Source organism: Klebsiella sp. RIT-PI-d (genome assembly GCF_001187865.1).
Taxonomy (GTDB): Bacteria; Pseudomonadota; Gammaproteobacteria; order Enterobacterales; family Enterobacteriaceae; genus Superficieibacter.
In genome coordinates this window covers 226,630-252,030 of the sequence record NZ_LGIT01000009.1, presented here as the reverse complement: position 1 = coordinate 252,030, position 25,401 = coordinate 226,630, and the positions used below count along the sequence as shown (strand labels likewise).

The window sequence follows — 25,401 nt, the reverse complement described above, 5'->3', positions numbered from 1 at the left end:
AGCGATACTGTCGGTGCCTTAGCAAGGCTGTCCGACCAGACGGCGTGCGTTATTAGCTGGCAAACAACGCCGCGCTATCGATGATCACTGCATCTTCAGCGCCTTTCAGCGCCAGGTTGGCTTCGTAATATTTATGTTCGCTCATCAGTTTTTGCGCCTGTGCAACCGCATTGCGGGTCTGTTTCAGCGGCATCAGACAAACATTTTCCATTACGCCAATACCGGCCAGGCGCAGTTCTTCCACTGCCCCTTTTTTGTCGCCGCTTTCCAGTTTTTTATTGGCGCGTTTGATGGCATCCTGTTTTTCTGGCGAAGCGACAAAGTCTTCAGAAATGCCCATTGCGGCATCAATGGCCACGTAGTTGTCATCTTTCAGGCTGGCTTTTTTATCCGTACGGAAGTATTTGGACCAGTCAACGCTGTCATCCGCCAGCAGGGTAGCGGCATGGTTAGTCAGCAGTTCTGCTTTGTCCGGGTGTCCCTGGAACAGCGCGACACGGGCTAACTGGATGTCATGCAGTGCATTCTGGCCCTGAACGGCAATCTGATCGGCTGCACGTACCTGCAGTGCAGTCTCTTGTGATGCAGCATCAGAGGTCGCAGTAGTGGTAGTAGCGGCGGTTGCCAGTGCTGGCGCTGCTGCGATCATTGCTGCAAATACAGTTGCCATTGCAAAACGTTTCATGATTGGTTTTCCTTAGATTTGAATATTAAATGAAATCGGCGTCATAATATTCTCGAAAATTACGTCGTAACATAAGAGCACAGATACGTATTTGAATGACCTGGATTACACGCGTAGGAATTAACAGCAGGTGAACTACACGCTGTCTGATATACCGTAGCAAGATAATGAAATATGATCACCTCAATGCTTAATCACACTACAATTAACTATATTTAGTCAAGGTACAATAATGTTACTTATCGATCGTCAAACGTTGAGCAAGCTCAATGAAAGAATATTAACTAAATACAAAAAAACCGCATTCATCTTTGCGCTATTACTGGCAGCAAGTGGCATTTTATGTTTGCTGTTTCCGATTTATGCAGGCGTTGCACTAAGCTATTTAACCGGCATTCTGTTGGTTGTTTGCGGCATTGTTTCACTGGGCAGTGCTTATACATTCAGAAAAAGTGGCAAAATTGCTATTTTTTGCCTGATCCTTTTCGGCATTATTTATGTTGTTATCGGCGCCGGGGTGTTTCTGAGTCCTATTCTTGGAATAAATATTCTTTCGGCCACAATCTGCTTTCTTTTTTTACTTGCTGGCCTGTGTCGTTTATCAGCAGCCTTTAAAAACTCCCTGATGGTGGGACGTTACTGGTGCATGCTGATCGGTTTTCTTGATTTAGTTATCGCTTTTATCTGGATGGGCGCAAGCGAAGAAACTACCTGGATGCTGACGTCAATATTTATTGGCCTTGAAATGGTATCAAATTCATGCACTTACTTTGTTTTGTGTAATAGCTTTGAAAGTCTGATCAAAAAATCAGCCCATCGGCAGGCGTAGTATTACGCCATTACGATACTTACTTTATCACTTTGAGATGTTTACTTTATGAATACGTTATTTAAATCACTTATTGCTGTCATCGCGTTTTCTTCTGTCGTTAATGTAGCCAGCGCTGAAAAATTGAATGAAAATATCCCTCAGGAGATGACCTGTAAAGAGTTTGTGGATATGAATCCAAAAGCCATGACGCCAGTGGCGTTTTGGATCATTAATAAAGATACACAGTTTAAAGGAGGAGATTATGTGGACTGGAATGAAGTGGATACCATCTCAGTGCCGCGTCTGATCAAGATCTGTAAATCCAACCCGGAAACTAAACTGGAACAGTGGATTAACGAGATCCGGTGATTGCATCAGGCCTTTTCACCTGTTATTGCTACCAGATGGTTTACAGTGAAGGGGCCTGATATATACCGCGACATCATGTAACACTACTAAGCAAAAAAACGATGACCACTTTAGAAATTGATATCTCTTCTGAAGAAGAGAATACCAGAAGTAAGATGATGAAAATAGTGACTATCGCAATCATGCTTCTGGCATATTTTTGCATAATGTATTGTGCGGATTCATGTTTAGATGATCCGCCAGCACATATTCGCGATGTGGTTAAAACCTTATCCGACATAATGGTTGATTAGCCGTGAATTGACATATCATCACAGTTAAATAAACAACCCTAAGATTATTTTCCACAAAGACTACATTGACTGACGATTGTTCAGAATTTTCGGCACCGCCGCCCTATCAGATCGGCAGTTGGGCTATTCTCACCAACCATTGCGTATCACGGTTTCCTCTTCGGAGGACAAATCGGATAACAATTTGGCTTCTACTGACTGAACCGCTTTTTTGCTGATATCCATTACTTCGCGACCTGAATGGGTTAACTCGATGATTTGAATTCTTCCGTGCTCTTCATGCGGGCGCCGGATTATCATTCCGTCACGTTCCAGATTGGCAACGATAACACTCATGGTTTGGGGGGTCAGAAAAGAGAGACGGGCCAGCTGCGCGCCTGATATGCCCGCATACGCCAGAATCATCGTCACCACAGAAAACTGAGGCTGTGTCAGCCCTGACTGTTTCAATGCGTTTTTCATTCTTATTTTATGAGCGGCATGGGCCTGACGTAACAGGTAACCAGGATGGCCTTTCTCACCCCGCTTTCCTTCTCCCGAAGGTGGTGAATACGCTGGCTGCGCCCGGAAAGGCGATCGATGATTCCGGTCTGGAAAAAAACCTTATCGAACTCCTCAAACTTCGTGCATCACAACTTAACGGCTGTGCGTTTTGCGTAATCTCAATATAGGCCGTAAAGCGGGCTTTTCAGCAGCTAAAGTGGATTCGGTCGAGGCATGGCGAGATGCCGGTATTTATTCCGGGCGCGAACGTGCTGCTCTGGCATAGACGGAAACACTCACGTTAATGGCAGGCCAGCATGTCTCTGATGAGGTTTATGCGGAAGTAAAAGCGGCTTTTATCGCCCAGGAAATCATTTTCCTGACCTCAGCCATCGGCGCTATTAATGCCTGGAATCGCATTGCCGGGGCACTTCGGTTTTCGCCTCCGGTGCGATGAGATAAGTTCATCGGGCGATAAGCACGGTTTAAGTTGACCACTCCAAATTCAGGCGCACATCAACGCTGGTATCTCTCTGTGTGATGCTGTCAATTTCAATGTGGAAAGGTATGAACTGGTGCGCGCCGACTACAGCCGTTTCAACCTCACCGAACGCTCTTCACTGATTGGTGCCATCGACATTCTGCGTGCCCGTCGTGCGACCGGACCGATAAAATGAAATTAGTTTTAGCTACTTCCTTAGGCACCAGAGAATAATTAAATTGAATAAATAGCATTTTAATTCAGGTGGTTAGCGAAAAAACTCAGACTCCGCCAGCCCATCGGTGATGACCAAATTCATTCGATGAAGTTCTAAGAGCCCGCACGGCGCAAGCCCTGCGGGCTTTTTGTGCCTACTCCACGTTATGTCACCCGACAAAAGCCTGCTCACAGGCCAGTGCCAGCATCATCAATGCAGTTTCATCCTCATGCGCTAACATAATCTCCATTCCCACCGGCAATCCTCTTCGGCTCACGCCACACGGCAGCGTTATCGCAGGCAAGCCGCTGATGGCGGCAAGCTCCGGCGCGCAGCCTGGCGGCATCTTCGCCATGCTTTCCGGTAAACGTTGTACAGTGGGATACAAAAATCCGTCAATGTTCTGCAGCTCTGCGGCCTGGTAAAGGTTCTGTCGCAGCCCTCGCTGAAACCGCCGTCCCGCCAGCCAAAGCGGGGTTTTCAACGTATTATACGTCAGCATCTGCCTGAGAAACGGAGCAAACTCTGGCAGAAAAGCACCGGAGTCGACAATGCTCGCCAGTCCAGCAGGCGCACCGGGCTGCTTGCGTAGCCAGTCGTCGATCGCCATGCGAAATTCATACAGGCTTAGGCAGGTCGCCTCTCTGACGTCATTCAGAAACGGTAAAGAGACATCCACCAGCGTCGCCCCTGCCCTGCGTAGCGTGTGCAGCGCCCTCAACCACACGGCCAATTGCGCTTCATCCTCCCCCTGTAAGGCAGCAATCACACCAAAGCGAACGCCTTTGAGTGAACGGGCAGGAAGAGGAACCGGGGGCAGGCCGTGGGTGATGGCGTGCAGCAAGGCGGCATCTTCAACGCTGTGGACCATTGGGCCCACGGTATCTTTGCTGGGTGAGAGCGGCGCAACGCCGTCCAGCTGCGAACGACGAAAGGCGGGGCGCAGCCCCACCAGCCCGGTATAGCTACAGGGAATACGGATTGAACCGCCCGTATCCGTACCCAGCGCGCCGTCGGCCATGCCGGCCGCAACCGCAGCGGCGCATCCTCCGCTGGAGCCTCCGGCGGTAACCGACGGGCAAAGTGGGTTAGCTACATCACCGCCCAGTGAACTTCTCGAGCGCACGTCGAATGCAAACTCGGACATATTGGCTCGGGCAAAAATAATCGCTCCCGCCCCGCGCAGCCTCTGCACGACCCGCGCGTCCGATGTTGCCTGCAGGGAACCCAGCGCGCGACAGCCCAGAGTAACGGGCATCGACGCGCAGGCGATATTATCTTTGATAATTAACGGAATGCCGTGCAAAGGGCCGATACGTTCACCGCGTCGACGCTGCTTCTGATACGCCTCCGCCAGGATCATCGCATCGGAATTAACGCCGAGAATGGCGTTAAGCACACGGTGCTGTTCTATGGCTTCGAGGCGGCGGGCAATCTCTTCCGGACAGTCGTCTGGGGGTATCAGGCGCTTCATTATCTCAGTTTCCAGGTGTTGAAAGCCGGGCAGGATGCTGCCCGGCCTCGTGTTTAGTCCCGCATACCTGTGGTAATCGCGTCAATCTCCTGCGGACGCAGTCGAATTTCTGCCGCCCGTCGGTGCCCCTGCATTCCCTCAGTCCGGCTCTGGCGTATCGCCGGTTCTGCAATCGCCGGGATGCCCTGCTCATCAATCCACTGATGGGTACAGATTTTGACGTACGCCCCCACCCAAAGACCGCCGGTATAGCGGGCTGCCGCCATCGTCGGTAGCGTATGGTTGGTGCCGCAGCATTTATCGGAGAACACCACGCTGGCGTTCTGACCAATAAACAGCGAGCCATAGTTGCGGATCTTCGCCGCTGTGGCGTGCGGATCGCGGGTATGTACCTGCAGGTGTTCGGTCGCCATATGGTCGGCAAAGGCGATAAGCTGCGCTTCATCTTCGCAAAGCACGATCTCGCCCTGCCGGCGCCACGCCTCGCCCGCCGTCGTCACCGTCGGCAGGCTGGCTAACTGACGCTCAACCTCCTCCAGCGTACGCTCGGCGATATCCCGGCTGGTCGTCGCCATGCCGACGCGCGTGTGCACGTCGTGTTCTGCCTGGGCCAGCATATCGGCGGCCAGAATGCGCGGATCGGCGCTGTCGTCGGCGAGGGTGAAAATCTCGCTTGGTCCGGCGAGGGCATCAATGCCGACTTTCCCAAACGCCTGGCGTTTCGCTTCATTAACGAAGGCATTTCCCGGCCCGACGATTTTATCCACCGACGGAATGCTTTCCGTTCCCCAGGCCATGGCCGCGATGGCCTGAGCACCGCCCACTTTAAAAATGCGATGTGCCCCCGCCAGATGGCAAACCGCAATCATCGACGGATGTGCCCCCGGCGGCAGGCAGGCAATAATTTGTTCGCATCCCGCAACGGTCGCCGGAACGATGGACATCACCGGCGCGGAGAGGATGGGATAACGGCCACCCGGCACGTAGCAGCCCACGGTCTGCACCGGGATGATCCGGTGCCCCAGATGCACGCCGGGTAGCGTCTCGACCTCCAGCGGCTGCATGGTCGCCAGCTGCGCCTGCGCAAAGCGCCGCACCTGATTAATGGCGAACTCGCTGTCGCGACGCGTCTGGACGTCCATCACCTCCAGCGCTTCGGCGATCTCCTGCCCGCTCACTTCAAACTGCGCCGGCACGACGTTATCAAACTGCTGCGAATACGCTCTGAGAGCCGCGTCGCCTTCGCTTCTCACGCGTTCGATAATGGCGCTGACCTTCTCTGTCAGGGAACGATCGGCCTCCGCATCCTGCCCCTGCGGGCGCTTGATCCAAATCACCTGTTCGATCATTTACGCATCCTCCATCTGGCCGAGCTTGATTTGTGCCAGCAGCGCCAGGTGGTCGTAAACTACCCACTCATCGACAATTTTCCCGTTAAGGATGTGGTAGTGAGACATGCCCATCACGAACAATCGCTCCCCGGTCGGCTTGCCCAGCTCGCCATAGCCCAGGTGGTGTCCCTCGATGATCCAGCGAACCGCCACCTTAACGCCGCCTTCGTCGCACGGGTTGGAACAAATATGCTGAGGCAGCCACGCGCCGTCGGGGATCATTCCTACCAGCGCCAGCGTCTGATGCGTTACTGCCGCAGTGCCGTACAGCTCTTTCATCAGCGGGCCGTGCCACTGCACGTTCGGCGCGTACACTTCTTTGATCTTGCCGAACATCCGGCGGTTGTAGATCTCGTGCAGCCAGCGCAGGCACTGCTCTTCCGTATCGGTATGCGCAATAGAAACATCGCACTCCATCTCCGGCGGATATTGCCCCAGCATGCGGCCGTTTTCGCCGATATCCATCACGCGGAAGCCTTTATCAAACTGCTCTTTTGCCATGTTAAACGCGATTTGATCGGTGTTCAGGCCAAGCTGTTTCATCAGCGATATGTTGTCGCTCACGACCCACTCCCGGTAAATTTTATTCTCATGGATCATGCAATCCGCCACGGTACGGGTTACAAAGGTGCGGTTTGTCGGCTTGCCTAAATGACTGTGCTGGGTATGCCGCCCGCTTCCCGTTACCAGGTGAGAGGTATAAAAACCATCCACATCATTCCCGTTCCAGATAACCTGGGTTGCCATTCCGCGACGCTCGGGGAAAGCAATTAAGCGCTGCAGCGTATCCTGGACCACCTGCTCGCGGTTATATAATGTTCCCAGCGCATTATACAGCACGCAGTTATGGGTATAGTGAGAATAAATTAATCCGACGTCGCGCTCGTCCCATATTTTATGAGTACAGCGAACAATGTAATCGACAATATCGGTATAGCAATCATCAAAGCCTCTTAATGATTGCACGCGCGGACGTTTCTCCGGTACCAGATCGACAAAATCGCGGCGCTCTACCTGTAATACGGGCTCATCTTTCAGCGCTTTTACGCTGCTTTTTTCGGGTACGGCTGGTGCTTTATTTGTTGCTTCTGTTGAAGACATATAAACTCCTGCTCTATTTTCAGACAATAAGAACCCGCACCCGTAAGTGAGGGTGAATTTAACGCGGATATTATTTGCAGCCGGAATAAGGGGGCTGCCGCCCCGTTAATTAAATATTTGCGACCAAATCGCTAATTCATCAATTCCCAGATATTCACGGAAAATTAAACCGTCACGCAATTCAAGCTGGGTGATACCGGTGATAGAAACGGGTTTACGCGTGGGCGCGCCAAACTTGCCGTAGCCGTCATGCCAGGTTAACAACGACCAGCGCAGTGAGATCCGAATCGGCTCATTAGGATCCTTACGCACAACCAGATGATGAAGCTGCGTTTCGCTGTCGGCAAAGGAGGCGCGGTAGCCGGAAAGCTGTGCGGCGATGTCCTGTTCACCGGTACAGACGCAGTGTCCGGACGCGTAAAGCGTCGCCGCCGGATGGTATAAACCGGGCACCACGCCGCTGTTACCGCCCGCCCACATCGTCAGGTAGCGCTCAACCACGCCCGCCAGAGCGCCCTCCACGTCATCACCTTCAGGGCCGCCCGCCCAGCGGGCATCCAGCGCCTCGGCAGAAACAGACTCCAGCCCAAGCTGCTGGCGCATGGTCGCCAGGTTAAAGGCAAACTCACGGATATCCAGCCCCAGCTGCGCCACAATAGCGGCGCGATCCTGCAGCAGCCACTCCTGGCGTATGGCACCGTCGACGCAGATGCGGTCGGCCCACGTGCGTACCCAGACGTTCTTTCCGGTCGGCGGACCGAAAAAGCCCTCTCCCAGGTGCTGAATGCGGGCAACGGTACGCTGCGCCGCATAGTACTCGTCCCCCGGACTCTGGCTGCAAAGAATGTCCTCCGTCAGCACAGACCGCTGCGGAAAGCTGTGCATGGCCTCGAGCGTGAGGCGCATAAACTGGGAGAGCTCATGCAACTGCTTCTCCGGGGTAATGAAAACAACCGGCGTGGCATAAAAATCGGCCAGCTGGCCAATATCCTTCTGCTCCCATACCACGTGCGTCAGCGTCAAAATGAACTGCTGGATGGAGTCGAACTGAGGGCTGAAGCCCCGCAATCGGGTCATTTGAGCTCCTTAGACTGAAATAGCGATAAGCCGTTGTTTTCGATAATGCCGCTACGCGGGCGACGAGCTGAGTGGCGTATTACCAGCGTGCCGGGCACCGTAATCTGTTCAGGCTCTATGGTTCCGCTTTCAATTTGCTTCATGAGCAGCTCGACCGTGGCATCGACCATCGCCCCCACCGGCTGTGATGCAGACGTCAACGCGTAGGAAGGCCAGCCCGAAGGGCCGATATCGTCGTAGCCGACAACAGAAACCTCCTCCGGGACCCGCAAACCAAACTCATAGCGCGCCACGTCCATCACCGTTACGGCCATATGGTCGTTGGCGACGAAGACCGCATCCGGTGCTGGCGACGCCGAAAACAGGGCATACGCCGCGCGGGTCGTTTGCTGAACATCGTAATTCCCGTGCACCACCTGGACATCGGTAATGCCGTGTTCTTCCAGCGTGAAGATAAACCCGCGCTGTCGGGCAATATTGACCGGCGAATCCGCCACGCCACCCACGTAGGCGAAACGCTTGTGTTCTCCTGCCAGCAGAAATTCAGCTATCTGACGCGCCGCCGCTTCGTTGTTGCTGTTAACGCTGGAGGCCATTCCGCTCTCTTCGCTGCAGTTAAACAGTACCACCGGTATCCCGGCGGCAAGGCACTCCTCAGATAGCTCCAGCGACAGCGTGACGGATGCCAGCACAATACCGTCCACCCGGTACTGCATGATCTGGTCAAAAATCCGGTCGACGTTGCCTTCGCGATCGCCGACAAACAGCAGCAGGTGATAGTTCAGCGTATCCAGCTTCTGCGCCAGCGCCTCCAGCACCTGCGAGTAAAAGGGATTATCAAAGTAAGAAATCACCACGCCGATAATGCGCGAACGCGCCGTGTTGAGCGATCGGGCTATCGCATTCGGACGATAGCCCAACTCGCGCGCCGCCTGCAGCACTTTTTCACGCGTCGCCGGTGAAATACTGGCCCCCGGCGTGAACGTTCGCGATACCGCGGACTGCGATACCCCCGCAAGCTGCGCGACCTGTTGGGATGTGACTGCTGCAAAAGTCTTACGTTTCATTACCCCTGATTCCTTATCAACGTCTTACCCACGATGCTTTGCTCCAGGCGTCTCAGCCAATGGGTGTTTTTTATACTTACACCATCTTTGCATGCGTATGCAACACAAAAAATCAAATTTCTCACAACAAGATCCAGATCACTTTACAAACATTAAACATTTTCGTAACTTCAGATATTGAATACGTATGCAAAGCGTTTCATACCGTCAATGGTACCGGATAGAACAGGAGTCGCCCAAAGGATTGAACCGGTAAACGTCGTACTTGGCTGGTTGTAACCCATTACTTTTTAAGAGGTTCAAAACCATGTTTCGAGCACTGTTACGCCGTCGGGAAGCCCGGCTCTTTTTCATCATTAGCATCCTGTTCTTTATCTGCATTCACAGCATTGATGCCTTTCTGGCTCCGATGATGATCAACCAGGGCATCGAGCCCCAGATCATGGGTATCATCATGGGCGCATCCGGGCTGGCTACCCTTCTCATTCGCTTCCCGCTAGGCATCATTTCCGATGTCGTGAAGAGCCGCAGGATCTTTATCCAGATTGGTCTGCTGCTGCCGATTATCGCCTGGCCGATTGCCTGGCTCGAGCCAAACGCCATCACGCTGTATATGGCAAAAGCGGCCGACGGCGTTACGGCGGCATCCTGGGTGCTGTACAACATCCTGTTCATGCGCTATTTCGATCGCAGCGAAGCCCCTGCCGCCGTCGCGCTACTGGCGCTGGCTGGCCCCATAGGCGTATTTCTCGGCAACTGCATTGGCGCGGTGCTGATTCACTATTTCGCCAACAACATCTCCTTCTTCGTCTCCTGCATCTCTGCGCTGGTTGCATTGATACTGACGACCCGGATTCAGGACGTTCACGACCCGGTGCAGGCACCTACGCTTAAGGCCTGCATCACCGGCGCGCGCCAGCAGCTTGCCGACCGCTCCGTCTGGCTGATCGGCATCCTGGCGACCATCGTGATCCTGGTGCCCTTCGCCACCCGCGATACGCTAACGCCGGTCTACGCCGAGCAGCTTGGCGCCCGGGCGGGCATCCTCGCCCTGCTCGGTAACATTCATCTTCTGTTTTACGGGGTGGCCATCGCCCTGTGCAGCTCGGTGTTTTATCAGCGCCTCGGTTTGGTTAAAACCGCCGTGCTCGGCATCGTCCTTCAGGTGATTTCCACCTTCGGCATCCCATTCACCAGCAATATCTACGTCATTTATCTGTGGCAAGCGCTGGCTGGATTCTCGTTCGGCATGGCCTTTGCCGCGTTTATGTCGCTCAGCGTGGTAAATACCACCTCCGATGAACAATCCACGCGGATGGGATTATTCCAGACCATTTATTCCTGCGGCATGTTTGTTGGGCCGGTAATGATGGGCGTCATGATGCAACATATTAACCTGTCGTCCGGTTATTTATTAATTGCCGTTCTGTCCATTATTGCCGCCATTGCCACGCCGCTGTCCACCCGGTGGGTATATACCCGCAAGGCGCAAATATCTTCCCGCGAATTAAAAAACGGGGCTTACGCCGCCGCGCCGGATCAATAGCACATCTGAAGTAAATATCCTATCCCGGTTCGCCGGGAGGGCAACTGACATATTAATAAGGTAAGGAGAAGCGTGTGACCTGGAAATTAAAAAGCGGAAAATCCACCGAAGAGCGCCAGCAGGCCAACCAGCAAATAAGAGAAACGGTTGAGTATATACTCGCCGATATTGAAAAGCGTGGGAATAAAGCCATTCGCGAATTATCGATAAAGTTCGATCGCTATGACCGCCAGGATTATCGACTAACGCCTGCGGAAATCGATCGCTGTATTAAACGGCTAAGCCGCCAGGATATTCAGGATATTGAATTTGCCCAGCAGCAGGTGGCGAATTTTGCCCGTGCACAGAAAGAATGTCTGCGGGACCTGGAAATTGAAACGCGCCCGGGCGTGATCCTCGGCCATAAAAATATCCCGATTAACGCCGTAGGGTGTTATGTGCCGGGCGGGAAGTATCCGTTGCTGGCGTCAGCGCATATGTCGATCATCACGGCCAGCGTGGCGGGCTGTTCCCGCATAATCAGCTGTGCGCCACCGTTTAACGGTGAACCCGCACCGACAATTGTCGCGGCGCAAAAAATGGCGGGGGCAACGGAAATCTATGCCCTGGGCGGCATTCAGGCGATTGGGGCGATGGCGTTAGGCACAGACTCCCTTGCGCCAGTGGATATGCTGGTAGGGCCGGGAAATTCCTTCGTTGCGGAAGCAAAACGCCAACTGTTTGGTCGGGTGGGTATCGACCTGTTTGCCGGGCCGACGGAAACGCTCGTGATCGCGGATGACACCGTTGATGCGGAAATATGCGCTACGGACCTGCTGGGCCAGGCCGAACACGGTGTGACCACACCCGCGATCCTGCTGACCAATTCGCTGACGCTGGCCCAAGAGACGCTGCGCGAAATCGAGCGCCTGCTGGAAAAGCTGCCTACCGCCGACATCGCCCGCCAGTCGTGGCAGGACTACGGCGAAATCATCGTGTGCGACAGCTACGAAGAGATGCTGCTGGAGGCGGATCGCATTGCGTCCGAGCACGTGCAGGTGATGACCGACCGGGACGACTGGTTCCTGGCAAACCTGACCAACTACGGTGCGCTGTTCCTTGGCCCGCGTACCAACGTTGCCTATGGCGATAAGGTCATAGGAACCAACCACACGCTGCCTACGCAAAAAGCCGCGCGCTACACCGGCGGCCTGTGGGTCGGCAAATTTATGAAAACCTGCACCTTTCAGAAGGTGCTCAGCGACGAAGCCACCGCTGAAATCGGCAGCTATTGCTCGCGCCTGTCGCTGCTGGAAGGGTTTGCCGGACACGCCGAACAGGCCAATATTCGCGTTCGTCGTTACGGCCAGACAGATGTTCCTTACGCCACGCCGGCTCCGGTCAGGGAAAAGGTGTAATTCATGACGCTTGTGCAAACGCCTTCTTTCTCTTTACACGGCAAGCGCGCGCTGGTCACCGGCGGGTCCAGAGGAATTGGCTTCGCCGCTGCAGTTGCCCTCGCCCAAGCGGGCGCAGCGGTATGGATAGCTGCCCGGGATGGTGAGGCGCTGGCGCATGCCGCTAACCTGGCCGCGGAGCACCAGTTGTCACTCCACCCAGTAACGCTGGATATTACCGACGCCGACCAGACGGAACGCATCCTGTCGACCCTGCCGGATATCGACATTCTGGTGAACAGCGCCGGGCTGGCACGCCACCAGCCGTTTCTGGAGGTAAAGGAGGGAGATTTCGATGCGGTGATGGCGCTTAATCTGCGCGCCACCTTTTTTGTCAGCCAGCGCGTGGCGCGGCGCATGAAGGCGGGCGGTATTGCGGGGTCGATTATTCACATTTCATCGCAGATGGGGCACGTAGGCGGCCCCGCACGGAGCGTGTACTGCGCCTCCAAGTTTGCGCTGGAGGGGTTAACCCGAACGATGGCGCTTGAGCTGGGCGACGCCGGTATCAGGGTCAATACGCTTTGCCCAACCTTCATCGAAACCGATCTGTCGCGATCGGCGCTTGAAGACCCCGCGTTTCGCCGCTACGTGCTGGATAACATCAAGCTACGCCGCCTGGGCAGGCTCGAGGACATTATGGGGCCGGTGGTGTTCCTTGCCTCCGGGGCCGCCGGGATGATCACCGGCAGCGCGCTGATGGTAGACGGCGGCTGGACGGCAACGTGAGGCTCGCAATGGAACAGGCTTTGTTGGATAACACCGACCTGCCTCTGGTGCTGCTCGGCGGTACACTGTGTAACGCCCGGCTCTGGCAGCCCACGATTGCGCGGCTAAACGTTACGGCAACATTGTGTGTCACGCTAACGGGAGCGGGATCCGCGCAGCAGGCGTCGCAGAGGCTGCTGAACGTGCTGCCACCATGCTTTTTACTGGCCGGTTTTTCACTCGGCGCCATCGTCGCGCTGCAAATGGCCGCCGACGCGCCGGACAGGATCGGCGGCCTCGCGCTGCTCTCCGCCAATCCCCTTGTCGATCCACCGAAAAACGCCGTACCGCGCCAGGAAGCGGTGCGTACCGCTCAGGCGCAGGGCATTACCGACTGGCTGATGTCGACCCTGTGGCCGCGCTACGTAGCGCCAGAACGCCTGAACGATCGCGCCCTGCAGGCGGTCATCTGCCGGATGGCGCAGGAGTGCGGTATCGCGACCTTCGCAGAGCATACGGAAATCGCCATCAACCGGCAGGACAACCGCGCGGCCCTCGCCGCCCTGGCCTGCCCGATAGCCATTCTCAACGGCGCGCAGGACGTTATCTGCACGCCCCATCATCACCACTTACTGGCCGCCAGCGCCGGGAATGCGGCATGGCATACGGTGGAGGCCAGCGGGCATTTTATTCCGCTGGAAGCGCCGGATGACGTCGCCCCACCGCTGCGCCAGTGGATTACGGAGTGCATGCAGTGCGCAAAAACAGACTAAAGACCGCGTTTCGGGAAAACACGCCCATCATTAACGGCTGGCTGGCAATCCCCTCCGGCTACAGCGCGGAGATTATCGGCCATCAGGGCTACGACGCCGTGACCGTCGATCTCCAGCACGGCATGATTGATTTCGCCAGCGCGCTAACGATGCTTCAGGCGCTGTCGGCCACGCCTGCCGTCCCGCTCGTCCGGGTGGCCGATAACAACCCGGCGCAAATCATGCGCGTCCTGGACGCCGGGGCGTACGGTGCGATCTGCCCGATGATCTCCAGCGCCGAGCAGGCTCGCTGCTTTGTCGCCGCCTGCCGCTATCCACCGCTGGGCGTTCGTTCTTTTGGCCCGGCACGCGGGCTGCTCTACGGCGGCAGCGACTATCCGCAGCACGCCAACAACGAAATTCTGACGCTGGCGATGATCGAAACCCGCGAAGGACTGGCAAACCTCGACGCTATTCTCGATACCGACGGGCTGGACGGCGTGTTTATTGGTCCCAACGATCTCTCGCTAACGCTGACGGGCAGCGCCAGCGCGGAATCCCAGCACCCGGCGATGCTTGCAGCCGTTAATAAGGTGATTGAATGCTGTCACAAGCACCAAAAGATGGCCGGGATTTTCTGCACCTCCGGGGCGGCGGCCGCAGAGCGTATTGTCCAGGGGTTCCATTTTGTCACGCCGGCAAACGATGTGATGCAACTGGGCCGCGCCTCGCGTGAAGCCATTGCCCTCGCGCGCGGCAACGTCATCCCCGCGACCGGCGCATCCGGTTATTAAAAGGAGAACACATGAAAACTATCCATCTTACTGAAAGCCAGGCCAGAAGCCGATTAATCGCCCCTGACGATATGGTCTCCTGCAATCTTGCCTTTATTGACTGCAGGCTGCCGGGCTCGAATCTGAAGCAGAACTATTCGTTTATTGGCCCCGGCGTTACGCAGTCCACGGAGCAGGTCGTGAATATCTCCGAGCCGCACGGTTTCAACATCGGCGCGGCGGCCATGCCGAAGGGCGTAACCAACAACATGCATCTTCACTTCACGGCGGAGGTGTTTCTGATCCACGAAGGGACGTGGCGTTTTCGCTGGGGCGCGCGTGGGGAACATGAAGCAGAATTCAGCGCCCCCGCGATCCTCTCCATTCCGACCTGGATCTTCCGGGGGTTTACCAACGTGAGTAAAGCGGATACCAGCGGCATGGTGTTTACCGTTTTGGGGGGCGACAACACGGGCGGGATTATATGGCATCCGTCGGTGCTGGCGTCGGCGGGCGAATATGGGATGTATTTGAGCAAGGATAACATGCTAATTACGCAAGAGGCAGGGGACCCGCAGCCTGACCCTTCAACGCTGCTGAAGCCGCTGTCGGAGGAGTATATTGCCGGGCTACGTGATTACAGCGTTGAAGAGATGCGCAGGCGCGCGGTGACCGGCGATGAACGCTGCTGGTCATCGCGGGGGCTGCTGGACTCGGTGCTGCCGGGACACGGCGGCGAGATCGCGCCGGTTATCGGTTTTGGCATTTCACAGGACAGGGACGCGTCTCCGGCCATGACCGACCCACACGGTTTTTCCGTCGAGTGGCTACGGCTCGCCGACGATTGCATTGTGGGCCGACATATCTGCCCGGATACCCAGGTGATTATGGTCTTTAAGGGCCAGCTGGAAGTCACGTGGAACGAGGCGGGCAAAGAGGTCAGCATCATCGCCCCTGAACGTTCAGTGATCTCCATTCCGGCAAATAGCTGGCGGCGCTATCGCGCGGCAGGCGGTAACACCGAGTTTATCCTCACCACCCGAGGCGATGCCCGTAAACGGCTGTACTGGGATGAGGAGGTTCTGCTGCAGGCAAAAGCGCATAACCGCTGCCTCGATCCGGATGGCTACGTCGCCGATGCCGATATCTTGCCCGTTACGGCACGTCGGGCGGGTGCAAAACTGGAAAAATGGCAAGCTGAAGCCTGACGTTACGCCGCCATCGGTATCCCAGATGGCGGCGGTGATCTTCAGGCCAGACGGTCTACCGCCTGGAAGAAGAGATCTTCCGTCATGATGGCATTCTCCTTTACGCTCTGACGATCGCGCCGGATAAACCAGCCCGTTTCCGGCGCCATGCTCAGGTAAAATACCTGGCTGAAGCCCGGTGCCATGATTTGCATTACTACGCGCCCCGTCTCCGTTTCGCAGCAGAACTGTTCAGGCGTAATGCTGACGCTACGATCGCCATTCTGTAACCGAATAGCGATAATGTCGTAACGGCATATGCCGCTGCTGAGGCTTTTCCCGCTGTTTATAGAACAACCGGAAGATATGCTGCGTGCTGGCGAACTAAATCCACATCAGCAACATCAGGTGACCATTCAATTTGCGAGTTTAATCTGCATAGCTGATACCTGTGGTAGTGGTAGCTGCGGCTACGTTTACATTTCTCTCTATCCAACCCAGTAACACCCTCTCTCTTCTCAGGACTCAACTCATAAACATTTCAACTGTACCGGCCGCGGTGCCGGTTTCGTCACGCCTGTCGCCCGTATCTGGATCGGATTGAAAGGATAAATGACATCATCGCTAAGCACTATCCGGGAATGCTGGCTAAGCCGCGTTAACGTTGATCGGCATTGAGAAATTTCGCTTACATCAGCAGTTACATAAACTTTTTGGATGTGTGGTTTTTAGTGAGAGGGTTTGCGTAACACATTGATTTAAATGGTACGCCCTACAGGGCTCGAACCTGTGACCTACGGCTTAGAAGGCCGTTGCTCTATCCAACTGAGCTAAGGGCGCACTGGGAAGTGATAAACTTCGCGGTGGGGTGAAACGGCTGGAATTATACGGTCAATCCCTGCTGAGTCAATGGCTTTGCATTCGGATGCTTGCTAAATGAGCACTCTGCCCCCGGCCACTCGGGTAAAAAGTGACGAATATCAAAAACGAAGACTGACAGCACGTCCCGCTTCTGACAAAATATAACCATCCCCCTATGTATTGTGACAGATGGAATCCTCTCTCTGATGGCAGCAAAGATTATTGATGGTAAAACGATTGCGCAGCAGGTGCGCTCTGAGGTTGCGGAAAAAGTAAAAGCGCGCATTGCAGCGGGTTTTCGCGCGCCGGGGCTGGCAGTAGTGCTGGTGGGTAGCAACCCGGCGTCACAAATTTACGTCGCCAGCAAACGCAAGGCCTGTGAGGAAGTGGGATTTATCTCGCGCTCCTGGGACCTCCCCGCAACCACCAGCGAAGCAGAATTACTGACGCTTATCGACGAGCTTAATGCTGATACGACAATTGACGGTATTCTGGTGCAGTTACCGTTGCCTGCCGGTATCGACAACGTGAAGGTGCTTGAGCGCATTAACCCGGATAAGGACGTAGACGGTTTTCATCCTTATAACGTCGGCCGTCTGTGCCAGCGTGCGCCACGCCTGCGTCCCTGTACGCCGCGCGGTATTGTAACCCTGCTTGAGCGTTATAATATTGATACCTATGGGCTGAATGCCGTCGTTGTTGGCGCATCCAACATTGTGGGCCGCCCAATGAGTATGGAGCTGCTGCTGGCCGGCTGCACCACTACCGTTACGCATCGCTTTACCCGAAACCTGCGTCATCATGTCGAAAATGCCGACCTGCTGATTGTTGCTGTCGGCAAACCGGGCTTTATTCCCGGAGAGTGGATCAAAAAAGGCGCTATCGTGATTGATGTCGGGATTAACCGTCTGGAAAACGGCAAAGTCGTGGGTGACGTGGTATTTGCCGATGCCGCTGAACGCGCGTCATTCATTACCCCGGTTCCGGGCGGCGTTGGTCCGATGACCGTTGCTACACTCATTGAAAACACGCTCCAGGCGTGTGAACAGTATCACGACGTGGAGATCGCGTAAGATGGCTACCTTTTCATTAGGAAAACACCCGCACGTTGAACTGTGCGATCTGCTGAAGCTGGAAGGCTGGAGCGAAAGCGGCGCGCAGGCGAAAATCCTGATCGCTGATGGTCAGGTCACGGTCGATGGCGCAGTCGAAACGCGTAAGCGCTGCAAAATAGTCGCCGGTCAGACCGTGGCATTTGACGGTCAACAGGTGACCGTTACTGCCTGATCCCCACCATAAAGCCCTTTATCCATAAGGGCTAATTAGCGATCAACTTCAAACAATTTGTATTTCCTCTGGCTGGCGCTGAAATTTCAGTTGCCAGTTTTCGCGCAATCTCACACGATAAGTAGAACGTTCTACTAAAACGTTATACTTCATAATAAGAAATCAGGTGCGTAGTGTGCCAACACGGGGGAAGTCAGCATGAGTCTGATATCAGGGTTTGTTAAATCGCTTTCAAAGCTTTCAATGATTGGCCGCGCATTAATGCTGCCAATTTCACTCCTGCCAGCGGCAGGTTTACTTCTGGCGTTTGGTGACAAATTTCATCTGCCGCTAATGATGAACGCCGGGGGGGTTATTTTCGATAACCTGCCGATGCTGTTCGCTATCGGTTCCGCCGTCGGTCTGGCGTCTGAATCCGGTATTGCTGCGTTATCGGCTGCCGTCTCCGTTTTTGTCACTAATATCACTATCGGTACCATGCTGTCTATTACGCCAGAGATGGCGTCTCAGGGCGGAAAATATGCGATGGTGGTCGGCATTCCAACTTTGCAAATGGGCGTCTTTGGCGGCCTTATCTGCGGGATACTGGCGGCATGGTGCTATAACAAATTTCATACCATGCAGTTGCCCGAATTTCTCGGCTTCTTCTCCGGGAAACGTTTTGTGGCGATTGCCACGGCGTTTCTGTCATTCATCATGGGCCTGCTGCTTCCATATATCTGGCAGCATATTCAGGCGGGCATTGACGCGCTATCGGTTATTGTTAACGGTGATAATCAGGCCGCATCCACCTTTATTTTTGGCCTGGTTGAACGGGCGCTGATCCCGCTGGGCCTGCACCATATCTGGTATCCCTCATTCTGGTACTCGTTCGGCGATTACACGACACAGGCCGGCCAGGTTATTCATGGCGATCAGACTATCTGGTTTAAAATGCTGGAAGAGGGGGTCAAATCCTTTAGCAGCGATACGTATCAGAACGCCGGTAAATTTATGCAGGGCGAGTTCCCGCTGATGCTGTTTGCCCTGCCCGCCGCCTGTCTGGCGATGTATCAGGAAGCGCATACCCGGAATAAAAAAATCGCCGCCGGTATCCTGTTCTCAGCGGGCCTGACCTGCTTTTTAACCGGGATCACCGAGCCGGTAGAGTTTACCTTTATCTTTGTCGCCCCGGTGCTGTACGTATTTAACGCCATCATGGCCGGCCTTTCCTATATGTGTATGTATTTACTTCATGCACATATCGCAAAATCGTTTTCAGCCGGGCTTATCGACTACATCTCATTTGGTATACTGCCGTCGTTTAATGGTTATCAGACCAACTTCCTCAATGCCATTATCGTTGGGGTGCCAATGGCGCTGATCTATTACTTTACCTTCCGCTTTGTGATCCGTCGCTTTGATGTTAAAACGCCGGGACGCGCGGAAGTGACTGCCGATGCCGGTGCAAAGTCAGATGAGGAGCTGGCATCTGAGATTATCGATTTGATGGGTGGCGCGCAGAATATACATTCTGTCGGAGCCTGTATTACCCGCCTGCGTCTGGAAGCGGCTAAAGGCGATAAGGTCGATAAAGACGGCCTGAACGGTATCGGTGCGCGCGGCGTGGTCTTTGTCGGTGATAAGGGCGTACAGATTATTTTCGGTGCGCGGGCGCAGTTTATCGCACAAACGATGTCGTCGATGATGGGTAAATAGTGTTAGCCTCGCCTCCTGAACCCTCCCGGGAGGCGATTCGTGATATTTGATTTCAGGGAGCAGACTTGAAGAAGGTCAGTATTATTGATGTGGCACGAGAAGCGGGCGTCTCGGTTTCAACCGTTTCTCTGGTGCTACGTCAAAAAGGGAAGATTTCCAGCGCAACCATTGAAAAAGTGAATGTTGCCATTACTAAGCTGGGCTACGTGCATAACGTGGCGGCGGCTAACCTGCGTGCTAACCGCTCGAATCTGATCGGCCTTATCCTGCGCGATTTTAGCGATAGCTATTCGATTAAAGTGATGGCCAGCATCGTCCAGGAGCTTGAAAAAAACGGTTATATGGTCTTTCTCGGTCAGCCGCTGAACGAGGGCGAGCATCTGGAGCGCTGCCTGCTTTCGTTTAAACAGCAGGGGGTGGCGGGCGTTATCTATCTCTCCTCTGACTCTGCTTCAGCAAAACTCCCGACGCAAATTCAACATTGCCCGCTGCCGCTGGTGGTGGTCTCACAGTCGCTGATTGAAGAGGAGTGCAATCTGGTGATGCGTGACAATCGTCAGGCCGCCCTGCTGGCGACGCGCTATCTGATTGAACGCGGGCATCGCAGCATCGCGTATGTCGGCGGTAAGGAAAACGATCGTATTCGCCAGCAGCGGCTGTCAGGTTTTCGCAGCGCGCTAACGCAAAGCGGAATGGTTTATCGCGATGAAGCCAGCGCCGCCTGCAGTGAAGATACTCGTGCGGTGAGTAATGCGACACGTCACCTGCTGGAAAATAACAATACGATCACCGCCCTGCTCTGCCACTCTCCCGATGCCATTATTGGCTGCATCAACGGCATTCATCAGGTCGGACGAACCGTGGGGAAAGATGTGTTTCTCACCCAGCAGGTAGCACTGCTGGGTTTTGAGGACATGCTGCACATCAATCTGACCTCGCCGTCGTTCACCTACGTGTCGTCGGCAAGCGAAGAGTCCGGGCGTCAGGCAGCAACGCTTATTATCCGCAAAATCAACGATCCGGAATTACTCAATCAGCGGGTGACGCTGTCAGGACAATTAGTGGTGCGCGAGTCGGCGTGACGTAAAAAGTGTGTCTTTCGGCTGACAGCAGTGCCTTATTTATCCCCGATCAAACGGCAGGCCCGGTAAGCACAGCGCCACCGGGCAATACGACTGCGTAATTACTTGCGACGCCAGATGGTCCCTTGCGGACTGTCTTCCAGCACGATATTCATCTCATTAAGACGATCGCGTGCGGCATCGGCGGCGGCCCAGTCTTTAGCTTTGCGCGCATCAAGGCGCTGCTGAATCAGGGCTTCAATCTCCGCCACTTCGCCGTCGTTGGCCTGAGCACCGCCCTGCAGGAACACTTCCGGATCCTGCTCCAGCAGGCCCAGTACGGCAGAAAGCTTGCGTAAATGCGCGGCCAGCGCGCTGGCCGCCTGAGCATCTTCCGTTTTCAGACGGTTAATGTCGCGCGCCATATCAAACAGGACGGAGTACGCTTCCGGGGTGTTGAAGTCGTCATTCATCGCCTCAATAAAGCGGGTTTCATACGCTTCACCGCCGGCCGGGGCAACAGAGAGGTCCGTTCCGCGCAGGGCAATATACAGACGTTCCAGCGCGGAGCGTGCCTGCTTGAGGTTGTCTTCGCTGTAGTTAAGCTGGCTGCGATAGTGGCCGGACATCAGGAAGTAACGGATAGTCTCGGCATCGTAGTATTTCAGCACGTCGCGCACGGTAAAGAAGTTGCCCAGCGATTTGGACATTTTTTCCCGATCAACCATCACCATGCCGGAATGCATCCAGTAGTTAACGTATTCTCCGTCGTGGGCACAGGTAGACTGGGCAATTTCGTTTTCATGATGCGGGAACATTAAGTCAGAACCGCCACCGTGAATATCAAAATGCGAACCCAGCTGCTTGCAGTTCATTGCCGAACACTCAATGTGCCAGCCAGGGCGTCCTTCGCCCCACGGCGAGGTCCAGCTCGGTTCGCCTGGCTTGGACATTTTCCACAGCACGAAGTCCATCGGGTTACGTTTGACGTCCGCAACTTCAACGCGCGCGCCCGCCTGAAGCTGATCCAGATCCTGACGTGATAAAGCGCCGTAATCCGCATCGGTTTCTACAGAGAACATCACATCGCCGTTGGTGGCGACGTAAGCATGGCCACGCTCGACCAGTCGCTCAACAATTTCAATAATTTCATGAATATGCTGCGTCGCACGCGGTTCGCTGTCCGGGCGCAGGATATTTAACGCGTCAAAATCGGTATGCATTTCGTTGACCATCCGGTCAACCAGCGCCACAAAATTCTCGCCGTTTTCATTAGCACGTTTAATGATTTTGTCGTCGATATCGGTAATGTTACGCACGTACTTTAGCTTAAATCCTAAAAAACGCAGGTAGCGTGCGACGACATCAAAGGCGACAAATGTACGGCCATGGCCGATGTGACACAGATCGTAAACCGTAATACCACACACGTACATGCCGACTTCCCCGGCATGAATAGGTTTAAATTCCTCTTTTTGGCGCGTCAGAGTATTAAAAATTTTTAACATCGAAGATTCCATGTAGTAGACGTGTGTGGATCGTAAAAGCCGTATGATACCTATAATTTAGCAATGAAGCAGCACACTTTGCGGGATGATCGAACCTCTCGCTTATGCTATAACATGCCTCTATATGTGACCCGCTGACGGGTCGACGTACCACTATAACGGAACAGGATGCAAAAATGGTTACATTCCACACTAATCATGGCGATATCGTCGTCAAAACCTTTGATGATAAAGCGCCTGAAACAGTTAAAAACTTCCTGGACTATTGTCGCGAAGGTTTTTACAACAACACCATTTTCCACCGCGTCATCAATGGCTTTATGATTCAGGGCGGCGGTTTCGAACCTGGCATGCGCCAGAAAGAAACCAAAGACGCCATCAAAAACGAAGCCAATAACGGTCTGAAAAATACCCGTGGCACGCTGGCAATGGCGCGTACCCAGGCTCCACATTCCGCTACCGCACAGTTTTTCATTAACGTAGCAGACAACGACTTCCTGAACTTCTCCGGCGAGAATCTGCAGGGCTGGGGCTACTGCGTATTTGCCGAAGTCGTTGAAGGCATGGACGTCGTTGAAAAAATCAAAGGCGTTTCAACGGGCCGCAGCGGTATGCACCAGGACGTTCCGAAAGAAGACGTTATTATTGAAAGCGTCGACGTCAGCGAGTAATTAGTGGCGACACTTTTTATCGCAGACCTGCATTTGTCCAGCGAAGAACCGGCGATCACCGCCGGTTTTCTGCGTTTTTTAGCCGGTGAAGCGCGTAAAGCCGATGCCCTGTATATTCTGGGCGATCTGTTTGAAGCGTGGATCGGCGATGACGATCCGGTCGTGCTGCATCGGGAAATCGCGACGGCTATCAAATCACTGGTCGATTCAGGCGTCCCCTGCTATTTCATTCACGGTAATCGTGACTTCCTGCTGGGGAAACGCTTCGCGCGTGAAAGCGGCATGATATTACTGCCGGAAGAAAAAATTCTTCATCTGTACGGCCGCAAGGTACTGATCCTGCACGGTGATACGCTGTGTACCGATGACGCCGGCTATCAGGCGTTTCGGGCAAAGGTGCACCAGCCGTGGCTGCAAAAGCTGTTCCTTACCCTTCCGCTCTTTGTTCGTCAACGCATCGCCGCCAAAATGCGCGCGAACAGTAAGGCGGCTAACCGCACTAAATCGCTGGAAATTATGGACGTTAATCCAGAGGCGGTCCTCAGCGTGATGGAACGTCATCATGTGCCGTGGCTTATTCACGGACACACGCACCGCCCTGCCGTTCATCAGTTGACCGTCCAGGGTGAACCGGCTTTTCGCGTGGTCCTGGGTGCCTGGCACAGCGAAGGCTCAATGGTAAAAGTCACCCCCGACAACGTCGAACTGATCCACTTTCCGTTCACCTCCCCGGCATAAATCGCCCGTTAACTCTGCTACGCAACCGTTTTCCTTGCCGTTTTTCCATGCTATTCTTGCTGGCCTTAGCTGTCGTGTGAAGCACACCCACAGGAGTTTTAAGACGTATGTCTTCCCGCAATAATTCGACCCGTATTGCCATCGTTATGGGTTCAAAAAGCGACTGGGCAACTATGCAGTTCGCCGCTGAAATCCTTGATATCCTGAATGTTCCCTACCATGTTGACGTCGTTTCTGCCCATCGCACCCCCGATAAGCTGTTCAGCTTTGCTGAAAGTGCCGAAGAGAACGGCTATCAGGTGATTATTGCCGGTGCCGGCGGCGCGGCGCATCTGCCGGGAATGATCGCGGCGAAAACGCTGGTGCCAGTGCTGGGTGTGCCGGTACAAAGCGCGGCCCTGAGCGGCGTTGACAGCCTTTACTCCATCGTTCAAATGCCACGCGGCATTCCGGTCGGCACGCTGGCGATTGGCAAAGCGGGTGCGGCAAATGCGGCCCTGCTGGCCGCACAAATTCTGGCTCAGCACGATGCAGCACTGCATCAGCGTCTGGTTGAATGGCGCAAAGCACAGACTGACGACGTGCTGGATAATCCCGATCCGCGAGGTGGTGCATGAAGCAGGTATGCGTTCTGGGTAATGGCCAGCTCGGACGAATGCTGCGCCAGGCCGGTGAGCCGCTGGGCATCGCAGTATGGCCTGTTGGACTGGACGCTGAGCCGGAGTCTGTCCCCTTTGCACACAGCGTGATCACTGCGGAAATTGAACGCTGGCCCGAGACGGCCCTGACCCGCGAACTGGCGCGGCATCCGGCGTTTGTTAATCGCGACGTTTTTCCGGTTATTGCCGATCGTCTGACGCAAAAACAGCTTTTCGACACGCTGGGCCTGGCAACCGCCCCGTGGCAACTGCTGGAACATCGCGAACAGTGGCCGGACTTTTTTGCCCGTACTGGCGAACTGGCTATCGTTAAACGCCGGGTAGGCGGCTATGACGGCCGGGGGCAATGGCGTTTACGCCCGACACAGACCGCAGAACTGCCGGATGACTGTTACGGCGAGTGTATTGTTGAGAAGGGCATTAATTTCAGCGGTGAAGTCTCGCTAGTTGGCGCGCGCGGGCACGATGGTACTACGGTGTTCTATCCGCTGACGCACAATCTGCATCAGGACGGTATTTTGCGCACCAGCGTGGCATTTCCGCGTGCCAGTGTGGAGCTGCAAACGCAGGCTGAAACCATGCTGTCAGCTATTTTGCATAACCTGAATTATGTCGGTGTCATGGCCATGGAGTGTTTTATCACCCCGGGCGGATTACTGATCAATGAACTGGCACCGCGGGTGCATAACAGCGGCCACTGGACGCAAAACGGTGCTTCCATCAGCCAGTTTGAACTGCATTTGCGGGCCATTACCGGGCTGCCGCTACCCCGCCCGGTCATTGACAGCCCGTCAGTGATGGTGAATCTGATTGGCACGGATCTTAACTACGACTGGCTGAAGCTGCCGCTGGTTCATCTGCACTGGTACGATAAAGACGTGCGCCCGGGTCGCAAGGTAGGGCATCTTAATCTTAATGATGGGGATAAAGACCGGCTTAGCGCGACGCTGGAAGCGCTGATGCCGTTATTACCGGCCGACTATGCCAGCGGATTAACGTGGGCGCAGGGTAAGCTGGCTTGATGACCGGCGAATAAGCTATCGTCCAAATCGGCAGGTGTCTGGCAC

Annotated in this window: 27 protein-coding genes, 1 tRNA gene and 2 pseudogenes; 20 read left to right on the top strand and 10 right to left on the bottom strand. The window is 54.6% G+C overall.

The window, feature by feature from the left end:
• Positions 1-52 precede the first annotated feature (52 nt).
• On the bottom strand, positions 53-685 hold the full coding sequence (locus tag AC791_RS07795) for a YfdX family protein (protein WP_049839904.1): 633 nt from the start codon (positions 683-685) through the stop codon (positions 53-55).
• A 232-nt stretch (positions 686-917) separates the two neighbouring features.
• Between AC791_RS07795 and AC791_RS07790 the strand changes: the two genes are divergently transcribed.
• Positions 918-1,514 (top strand): DUF308 domain-containing protein, encoded by a 597-nt coding sequence (locus AC791_RS07790; protein ID WP_049839903.1) that lies wholly within the window; start codon positions 918-920, stop codon positions 1,512-1,514.
• 48 nt (positions 1,515-1,562) lie between these two features.
• Positions 1,563-1,865, top strand: a complete 303-nt coding sequence (gene hdeB, locus AC791_RS07785) for an acid-activated periplasmic chaperone HdeB (RefSeq protein ID WP_049839902.1) — start codon at positions 1,563-1,565, stop codon at positions 1,863-1,865.
• 422 nt (positions 1,866-2,287) lie between these two features.
• Here hdeB and AC791_RS07780 read toward each other — a convergent pair whose 3' ends face one another.
• Positions 2,288-2,620: a MarR family winged helix-turn-helix transcriptional regulator gene (locus tag AC791_RS07780; RefSeq protein ID WP_228136894.1), complete on the bottom strand. Its 333-nt coding sequence runs from the start codon at positions 2,618-2,620 to the stop codon at positions 2,288-2,290.
• On the opposite strand from AC791_RS07780, the gene AC791_RS20760 reads away from it, so the two are divergent.
• The 3 genes and pseudogenes from AC791_RS20760 to AC791_RS07770 form a co-directional block, all read left to right on the top strand.
• The gene (locus AC791_RS20760; protein ID WP_228136893.1) at positions 2,608-2,829 is read left to right on the top strand and encodes a carboxymuconolactone decarboxylase family protein; all 222 of its coding nucleotides are present in this window, start codon (positions 2,608-2,610) and stop codon (positions 2,827-2,829) included. The genes AC791_RS07780 and AC791_RS20760 overlap by 13 nt on opposite strands.
• Before the next feature lie 116 nt (positions 2,830-2,945).
• Positions 2,946-3,098, top strand: coding sequence for a hypothetical protein (locus AC791_RS20755; protein WP_228136892.1), 153 nt, complete (start codon positions 2,946-2,948; stop codon positions 3,096-3,098).
• A 46-nt stretch (positions 3,099-3,144) separates the two neighbouring features.
• Positions 3,145-3,318 (top strand): annotated as a pseudogene (locus AC791_RS07770) (TA system toxin CbtA family protein); the annotation flags it as partial.
• A 190-nt stretch (positions 3,319-3,508) separates the two neighbouring features.
• Here AC791_RS07770 and AC791_RS07765 read toward each other — a convergent pair.
• From AC791_RS07765 to AC791_RS07745, 5 genes are all read right to left on the bottom strand, one after another.
• Positions 3,509-4,813, bottom strand: coding sequence for an amidase (locus AC791_RS07765; protein ID WP_049839901.1), 1,305 nt, complete (start codon positions 4,811-4,813; stop codon positions 3,509-3,511).
• 53 nt (positions 4,814-4,866) lie between these two features.
• Positions 4,867-6,162: a histidinol dehydrogenase gene (hisD, locus tag AC791_RS07760; protein WP_049839900.1), complete on the bottom strand. Its 1,296-nt coding sequence runs from the start codon at positions 6,160-6,162 to the stop codon at positions 4,867-4,869.
• Entirely contained in the window at positions 6,163-7,305 is a 1,143-nt protein-coding gene (locus AC791_RS07755) for an ester cyclase (RefSeq protein ID WP_049839899.1), read from the bottom strand.
• 105 nt (positions 7,306-7,410) lie between these two features.
• The gene (locus AC791_RS07750; protein ID WP_049839898.1) at positions 7,411-8,382 is read right to left on the bottom strand and encodes a nuclear transport factor 2 family protein; all 972 of its coding nucleotides are present in this window, start codon (positions 8,380-8,382) and stop codon (positions 7,411-7,413) included.
• Entirely contained in the window at positions 8,379-9,449 is a 1,071-nt protein-coding gene (locus tag AC791_RS07745) for a LacI family DNA-binding transcriptional regulator (RefSeq protein WP_049839897.1), read from the bottom strand. Before AC791_RS07745 ends, AC791_RS07750 begins: the two co-directional genes overlap by 4 nt.
• Positions 9,450-9,756: 307 nt before the next feature.
• Here AC791_RS07745 and AC791_RS07740 point away from each other — a divergent pair, with 307 nt between their 5' ends.
• The 6 genes from AC791_RS07740 (at position 9,757) to AC791_RS07715 (ending at position 15,872) form a co-directional block, all read left to right on the top strand.
• Positions 9,757-10,995 carry an MFS transporter gene (locus AC791_RS07740; protein ID WP_049839896.1) on the top strand — a complete coding sequence of 413 codons (1,239 nt, stop codon included), beginning with the start codon at positions 9,757-9,759 and terminating at the stop codon, positions 10,993-10,995.
• Positions 10,996-11,069: 74 nt separating this feature from the next.
• Positions 11,070-12,392 carry a histidinol dehydrogenase gene (gene hisD, locus AC791_RS07735; RefSeq protein WP_049839895.1) on the top strand — a complete coding sequence of 441 codons (1,323 nt, stop codon included), beginning with the start codon at positions 11,070-11,072 and terminating at the stop codon, positions 12,390-12,392.
• 3 nt (positions 12,393-12,395) lie between these two features.
• Positions 12,396-13,160: an SDR family NAD(P)-dependent oxidoreductase gene (locus AC791_RS07730; protein WP_049839894.1), complete on the top strand. Its 765-nt coding sequence runs from the start codon at positions 12,396-12,398 to the stop codon at positions 13,158-13,160.
• An 8-nt stretch (positions 13,161-13,168) separates the two neighbouring features.
• Entirely contained in the window at positions 13,169-13,912 is a 744-nt protein-coding gene (locus tag AC791_RS07725) for an alpha/beta fold hydrolase (protein WP_049839893.1), read from the top strand.
• Positions 13,894-14,685: an HpcH/HpaI aldolase family protein gene (locus AC791_RS07720; protein WP_049839892.1), complete on the top strand. Its 792-nt coding sequence runs from the start codon at positions 13,894-13,896 to the stop codon at positions 14,683-14,685. Before AC791_RS07725 ends, AC791_RS07720 begins: the two co-directional genes overlap by 19 nt.
• A gap of 11 nt (positions 14,686-14,696) precedes the next feature.
• Complete coding sequence (locus AC791_RS07715; RefSeq protein WP_049839891.1) at positions 14,697-15,872, top strand: cupin; 1,176 nt, start codon at positions 14,697-14,699, stop codon at positions 15,870-15,872.
• A gap of 41 nt (positions 15,873-15,913) precedes the next feature.
• Here the strand turns inward: AC791_RS07715 and AC791_RS20920 are convergent, their stop codons facing one another.
• Positions 15,914-16,066, bottom strand: coding sequence for a hypothetical protein (locus tag AC791_RS20920; RefSeq protein WP_322842782.1), 153 nt, complete (start codon positions 16,064-16,066; stop codon positions 15,914-15,916).
• A gap of 121 nt (positions 16,067-16,187) precedes the next feature.
• Here AC791_RS20920 and AC791_RS19670 point away from each other — a divergent pair.
• Positions 16,188-16,355: pseudogene (locus tag AC791_RS19670) on the top strand (type IV toxin-antitoxin system YeeU family antitoxin); the annotation flags it as partial.
• A gap of 259 nt (positions 16,356-16,614) precedes the next feature.
• Here the strand turns inward: AC791_RS19670 and AC791_RS07705 are convergent.
• Positions 16,615-16,691 (bottom strand) — tRNA-Arg (locus AC791_RS07705).
• A gap of 227 nt (positions 16,692-16,918) precedes the next feature.
• On the opposite strand from AC791_RS07705, the gene folD reads away from it, so the two are divergent.
• The 4 genes from folD to malI all read left to right on the top strand — a co-directional run bounded on the left by folD (position 16,919) and on the right by malI (position 20,779).
• Complete coding sequence (gene folD / locus AC791_RS07700; protein ID WP_049839890.1) at positions 16,919-17,785, top strand: bifunctional methylenetetrahydrofolate dehydrogenase/methenyltetrahydrofolate cyclohydrolase FolD; 867 nt, start codon at positions 16,919-16,921, stop codon at positions 17,783-17,785.
• A 1-nt stretch (position 17,786) separates the two neighbouring features.
• The gene (gene ybcJ / locus AC791_RS07695; protein ID WP_049839889.1) at positions 17,787-17,999 is read left to right on the top strand and encodes a ribosome-associated protein YbcJ; all 213 of its coding nucleotides are present in this window, start codon (positions 17,787-17,789) and stop codon (positions 17,997-17,999) included.
• Positions 18,000-18,197: 198 nt separating this feature from the next.
• Positions 18,198-19,697, top strand: a complete 1,500-nt coding sequence (locus AC791_RS07690; protein WP_049839888.1) for a PTS transporter subunit EIIC — start codon at positions 18,198-18,200, stop codon at positions 19,695-19,697.
• Between the two features lie 65 nt (positions 19,698-19,762).
• Positions 19,763-20,779, top strand: a complete 1,017-nt coding sequence (gene malI / locus AC791_RS07685; protein WP_049839887.1) for a Mal regulon transcriptional regulator MalI — start codon at positions 19,763-19,765, stop codon at positions 20,777-20,779.
• A 101-nt stretch (positions 20,780-20,880) separates the two neighbouring features.
• On the opposite strand, the gene cysS is transcribed toward malI, so the two are convergent.
• On the bottom strand, positions 20,881-22,266 hold the full coding sequence (cysS, locus tag AC791_RS07680) for a cysteine--tRNA ligase (protein WP_049839886.1): 1,386 nt from the start codon (positions 22,264-22,266) through the stop codon (positions 20,881-20,883).
• A 176-nt stretch (positions 22,267-22,442) separates the two neighbouring features.
• Between cysS and ppiB the strand changes: the two genes are divergently transcribed.
• From ppiB to purK, 4 genes are all read left to right on the top strand, one after another.
• On the top strand, positions 22,443-22,937 hold the full coding sequence (ppiB, locus tag AC791_RS07675; protein WP_049839885.1) for a peptidylprolyl isomerase B: 495 nt from the start codon (positions 22,443-22,445) through the stop codon (positions 22,935-22,937).
• Between the two features lie 3 nt (positions 22,938-22,940).
• The gene (gene lpxH, locus AC791_RS07670) at positions 22,941-23,675 is read left to right on the top strand and encodes a UDP-2,3-diacylglucosamine diphosphatase (RefSeq protein WP_049839884.1); all 735 of its coding nucleotides are present in this window, start codon (positions 22,941-22,943) and stop codon (positions 23,673-23,675) included.
• A gap of 107 nt (positions 23,676-23,782) precedes the next feature.
• The gene (gene purE, locus AC791_RS07665; protein WP_049839883.1) at positions 23,783-24,292 is read left to right on the top strand and encodes a 5-(carboxyamino)imidazole ribonucleotide mutase; all 510 of its coding nucleotides are present in this window, start codon (positions 23,783-23,785) and stop codon (positions 24,290-24,292) included.
• A complete protein-coding gene (purK, locus tag AC791_RS07660) occupies positions 24,289-25,356 on the top strand; it encodes a 5-(carboxyamino)imidazole ribonucleotide synthase (protein WP_049839882.1) in 1,068 nt (355 codons plus the stop codon). The genes purE and purK overlap by 4 nt, the downstream gene beginning before the upstream one ends.
• Positions 25,357-25,401 lie beyond the last annotated feature (45 nt).

Coding starts and splice junctions, on each gene's coding strand:
- AC791_RS07795 (WP_049839904.1), bottom strand. CDS start 685: ATGAAACGTTTTGCAATGGCAACTGTATTTGCAGCAATGATCGCAGCA.
- AC791_RS07790 (WP_049839903.1), top strand. CDS start 918: ATGTTACTTATCGATCGTCAAACGTTGAGCAAGCTCAATGAAAGAATA.
- hdeB (WP_049839902.1), top strand. CDS start 1,563: ATGAATACGTTATTTAAATCACTTATTGCTGTCATCGCGTTTTCTTCT.
- AC791_RS20760 (WP_228136893.1), top strand. CDS start 2,608: ATGCGTTTTTCATTCTTATTTTATGAGCGGCATGGGCCTGACGTAACA.
- AC791_RS07780 (WP_228136894.1), bottom strand. CDS start 2,620: ATGAAAAACGCATTGAAACAGTCAGGGCTGACACAGCCTCAGTTTTCT.
- AC791_RS20755 (WP_228136892.1), top strand. CDS start 2,946: ATGGCAGGCCAGCATGTCTCTGATGAGGTTTATGCGGAAGTAAAAGCG.
- AC791_RS07765 (WP_049839901.1), bottom strand. CDS start 4,813: ATGAAGCGCCTGATACCCCCAGACGACTGTCCGGAAGAGATTGCCCGC.
- hisD (WP_049839900.1), bottom strand. CDS start 6,162: ATGATCGAACAGGTGATTTGGATCAAGCGCCCGCAGGGGCAGGATGCG.
- AC791_RS07755 (WP_049839899.1), bottom strand. CDS start 7,305: ATGTCTTCAACAGAAGCAACAAATAAAGCACCAGCCGTACCCGAAAAA.
- AC791_RS07750 (WP_049839898.1), bottom strand. CDS start 8,382: ATGACCCGATTGCGGGGCTTCAGCCCTCAGTTCGACTCCATCCAGCAG.
- AC791_RS07745 (WP_049839897.1), bottom strand. CDS start 9,449: ATGAAACGTAAGACTTTTGCAGCAGTCACATCCCAACAGGTCGCGCAG.
- AC791_RS07740 (WP_049839896.1), top strand. CDS start 9,757: ATGTTTCGAGCACTGTTACGCCGTCGGGAAGCCCGGCTCTTTTTCATC.
- AC791_RS07730 (WP_049839894.1), top strand. CDS start 12,396: ATGACGCTTGTGCAAACGCCTTCTTTCTCTTTACACGGCAAGCGCGCG.
- AC791_RS07725 (WP_049839893.1), top strand. CDS start 13,169: ATGGAACAGGCTTTGTTGGATAACACCGACCTGCCTCTGGTGCTGCTC.
- AC791_RS07715 (WP_049839891.1), top strand. CDS start 14,697: ATGAAAACTATCCATCTTACTGAAAGCCAGGCCAGAAGCCGATTAATC.
- AC791_RS20920 (WP_322842782.1), bottom strand. CDS start 16,066: ATGCAAATCATGGCACCGGGCTTCAGCCAGGTATTTTACCTGAGCATG.
- folD (WP_049839890.1), top strand. CDS start 16,919: ATGGCAGCAAAGATTATTGATGGTAAAACGATTGCGCAGCAGGTGCGC.
- ybcJ (WP_049839889.1), top strand. CDS start 17,787: ATGGCTACCTTTTCATTAGGAAAACACCCGCACGTTGAACTGTGCGAT.
- AC791_RS07690 (WP_049839888.1), top strand. CDS start 18,198: ATGAGTCTGATATCAGGGTTTGTTAAATCGCTTTCAAAGCTTTCAATG.
- cysS (WP_049839886.1), bottom strand. CDS start 22,266: ATGTTAAAAATTTTTAATACTCTGACGCGCCAAAAAGAGGAATTTAAA.
- ppiB (WP_049839885.1), top strand. CDS start 22,443: ATGGTTACATTCCACACTAATCATGGCGATATCGTCGTCAAAACCTTT.
- purE (WP_049839883.1), top strand. CDS start 23,783: ATGTCTTCCCGCAATAATTCGACCCGTATTGCCATCGTTATGGGTTCA.
- purK (WP_049839882.1), top strand. CDS start 24,289: ATGAAGCAGGTATGCGTTCTGGGTAATGGCCAGCTCGGACGAATGCTG.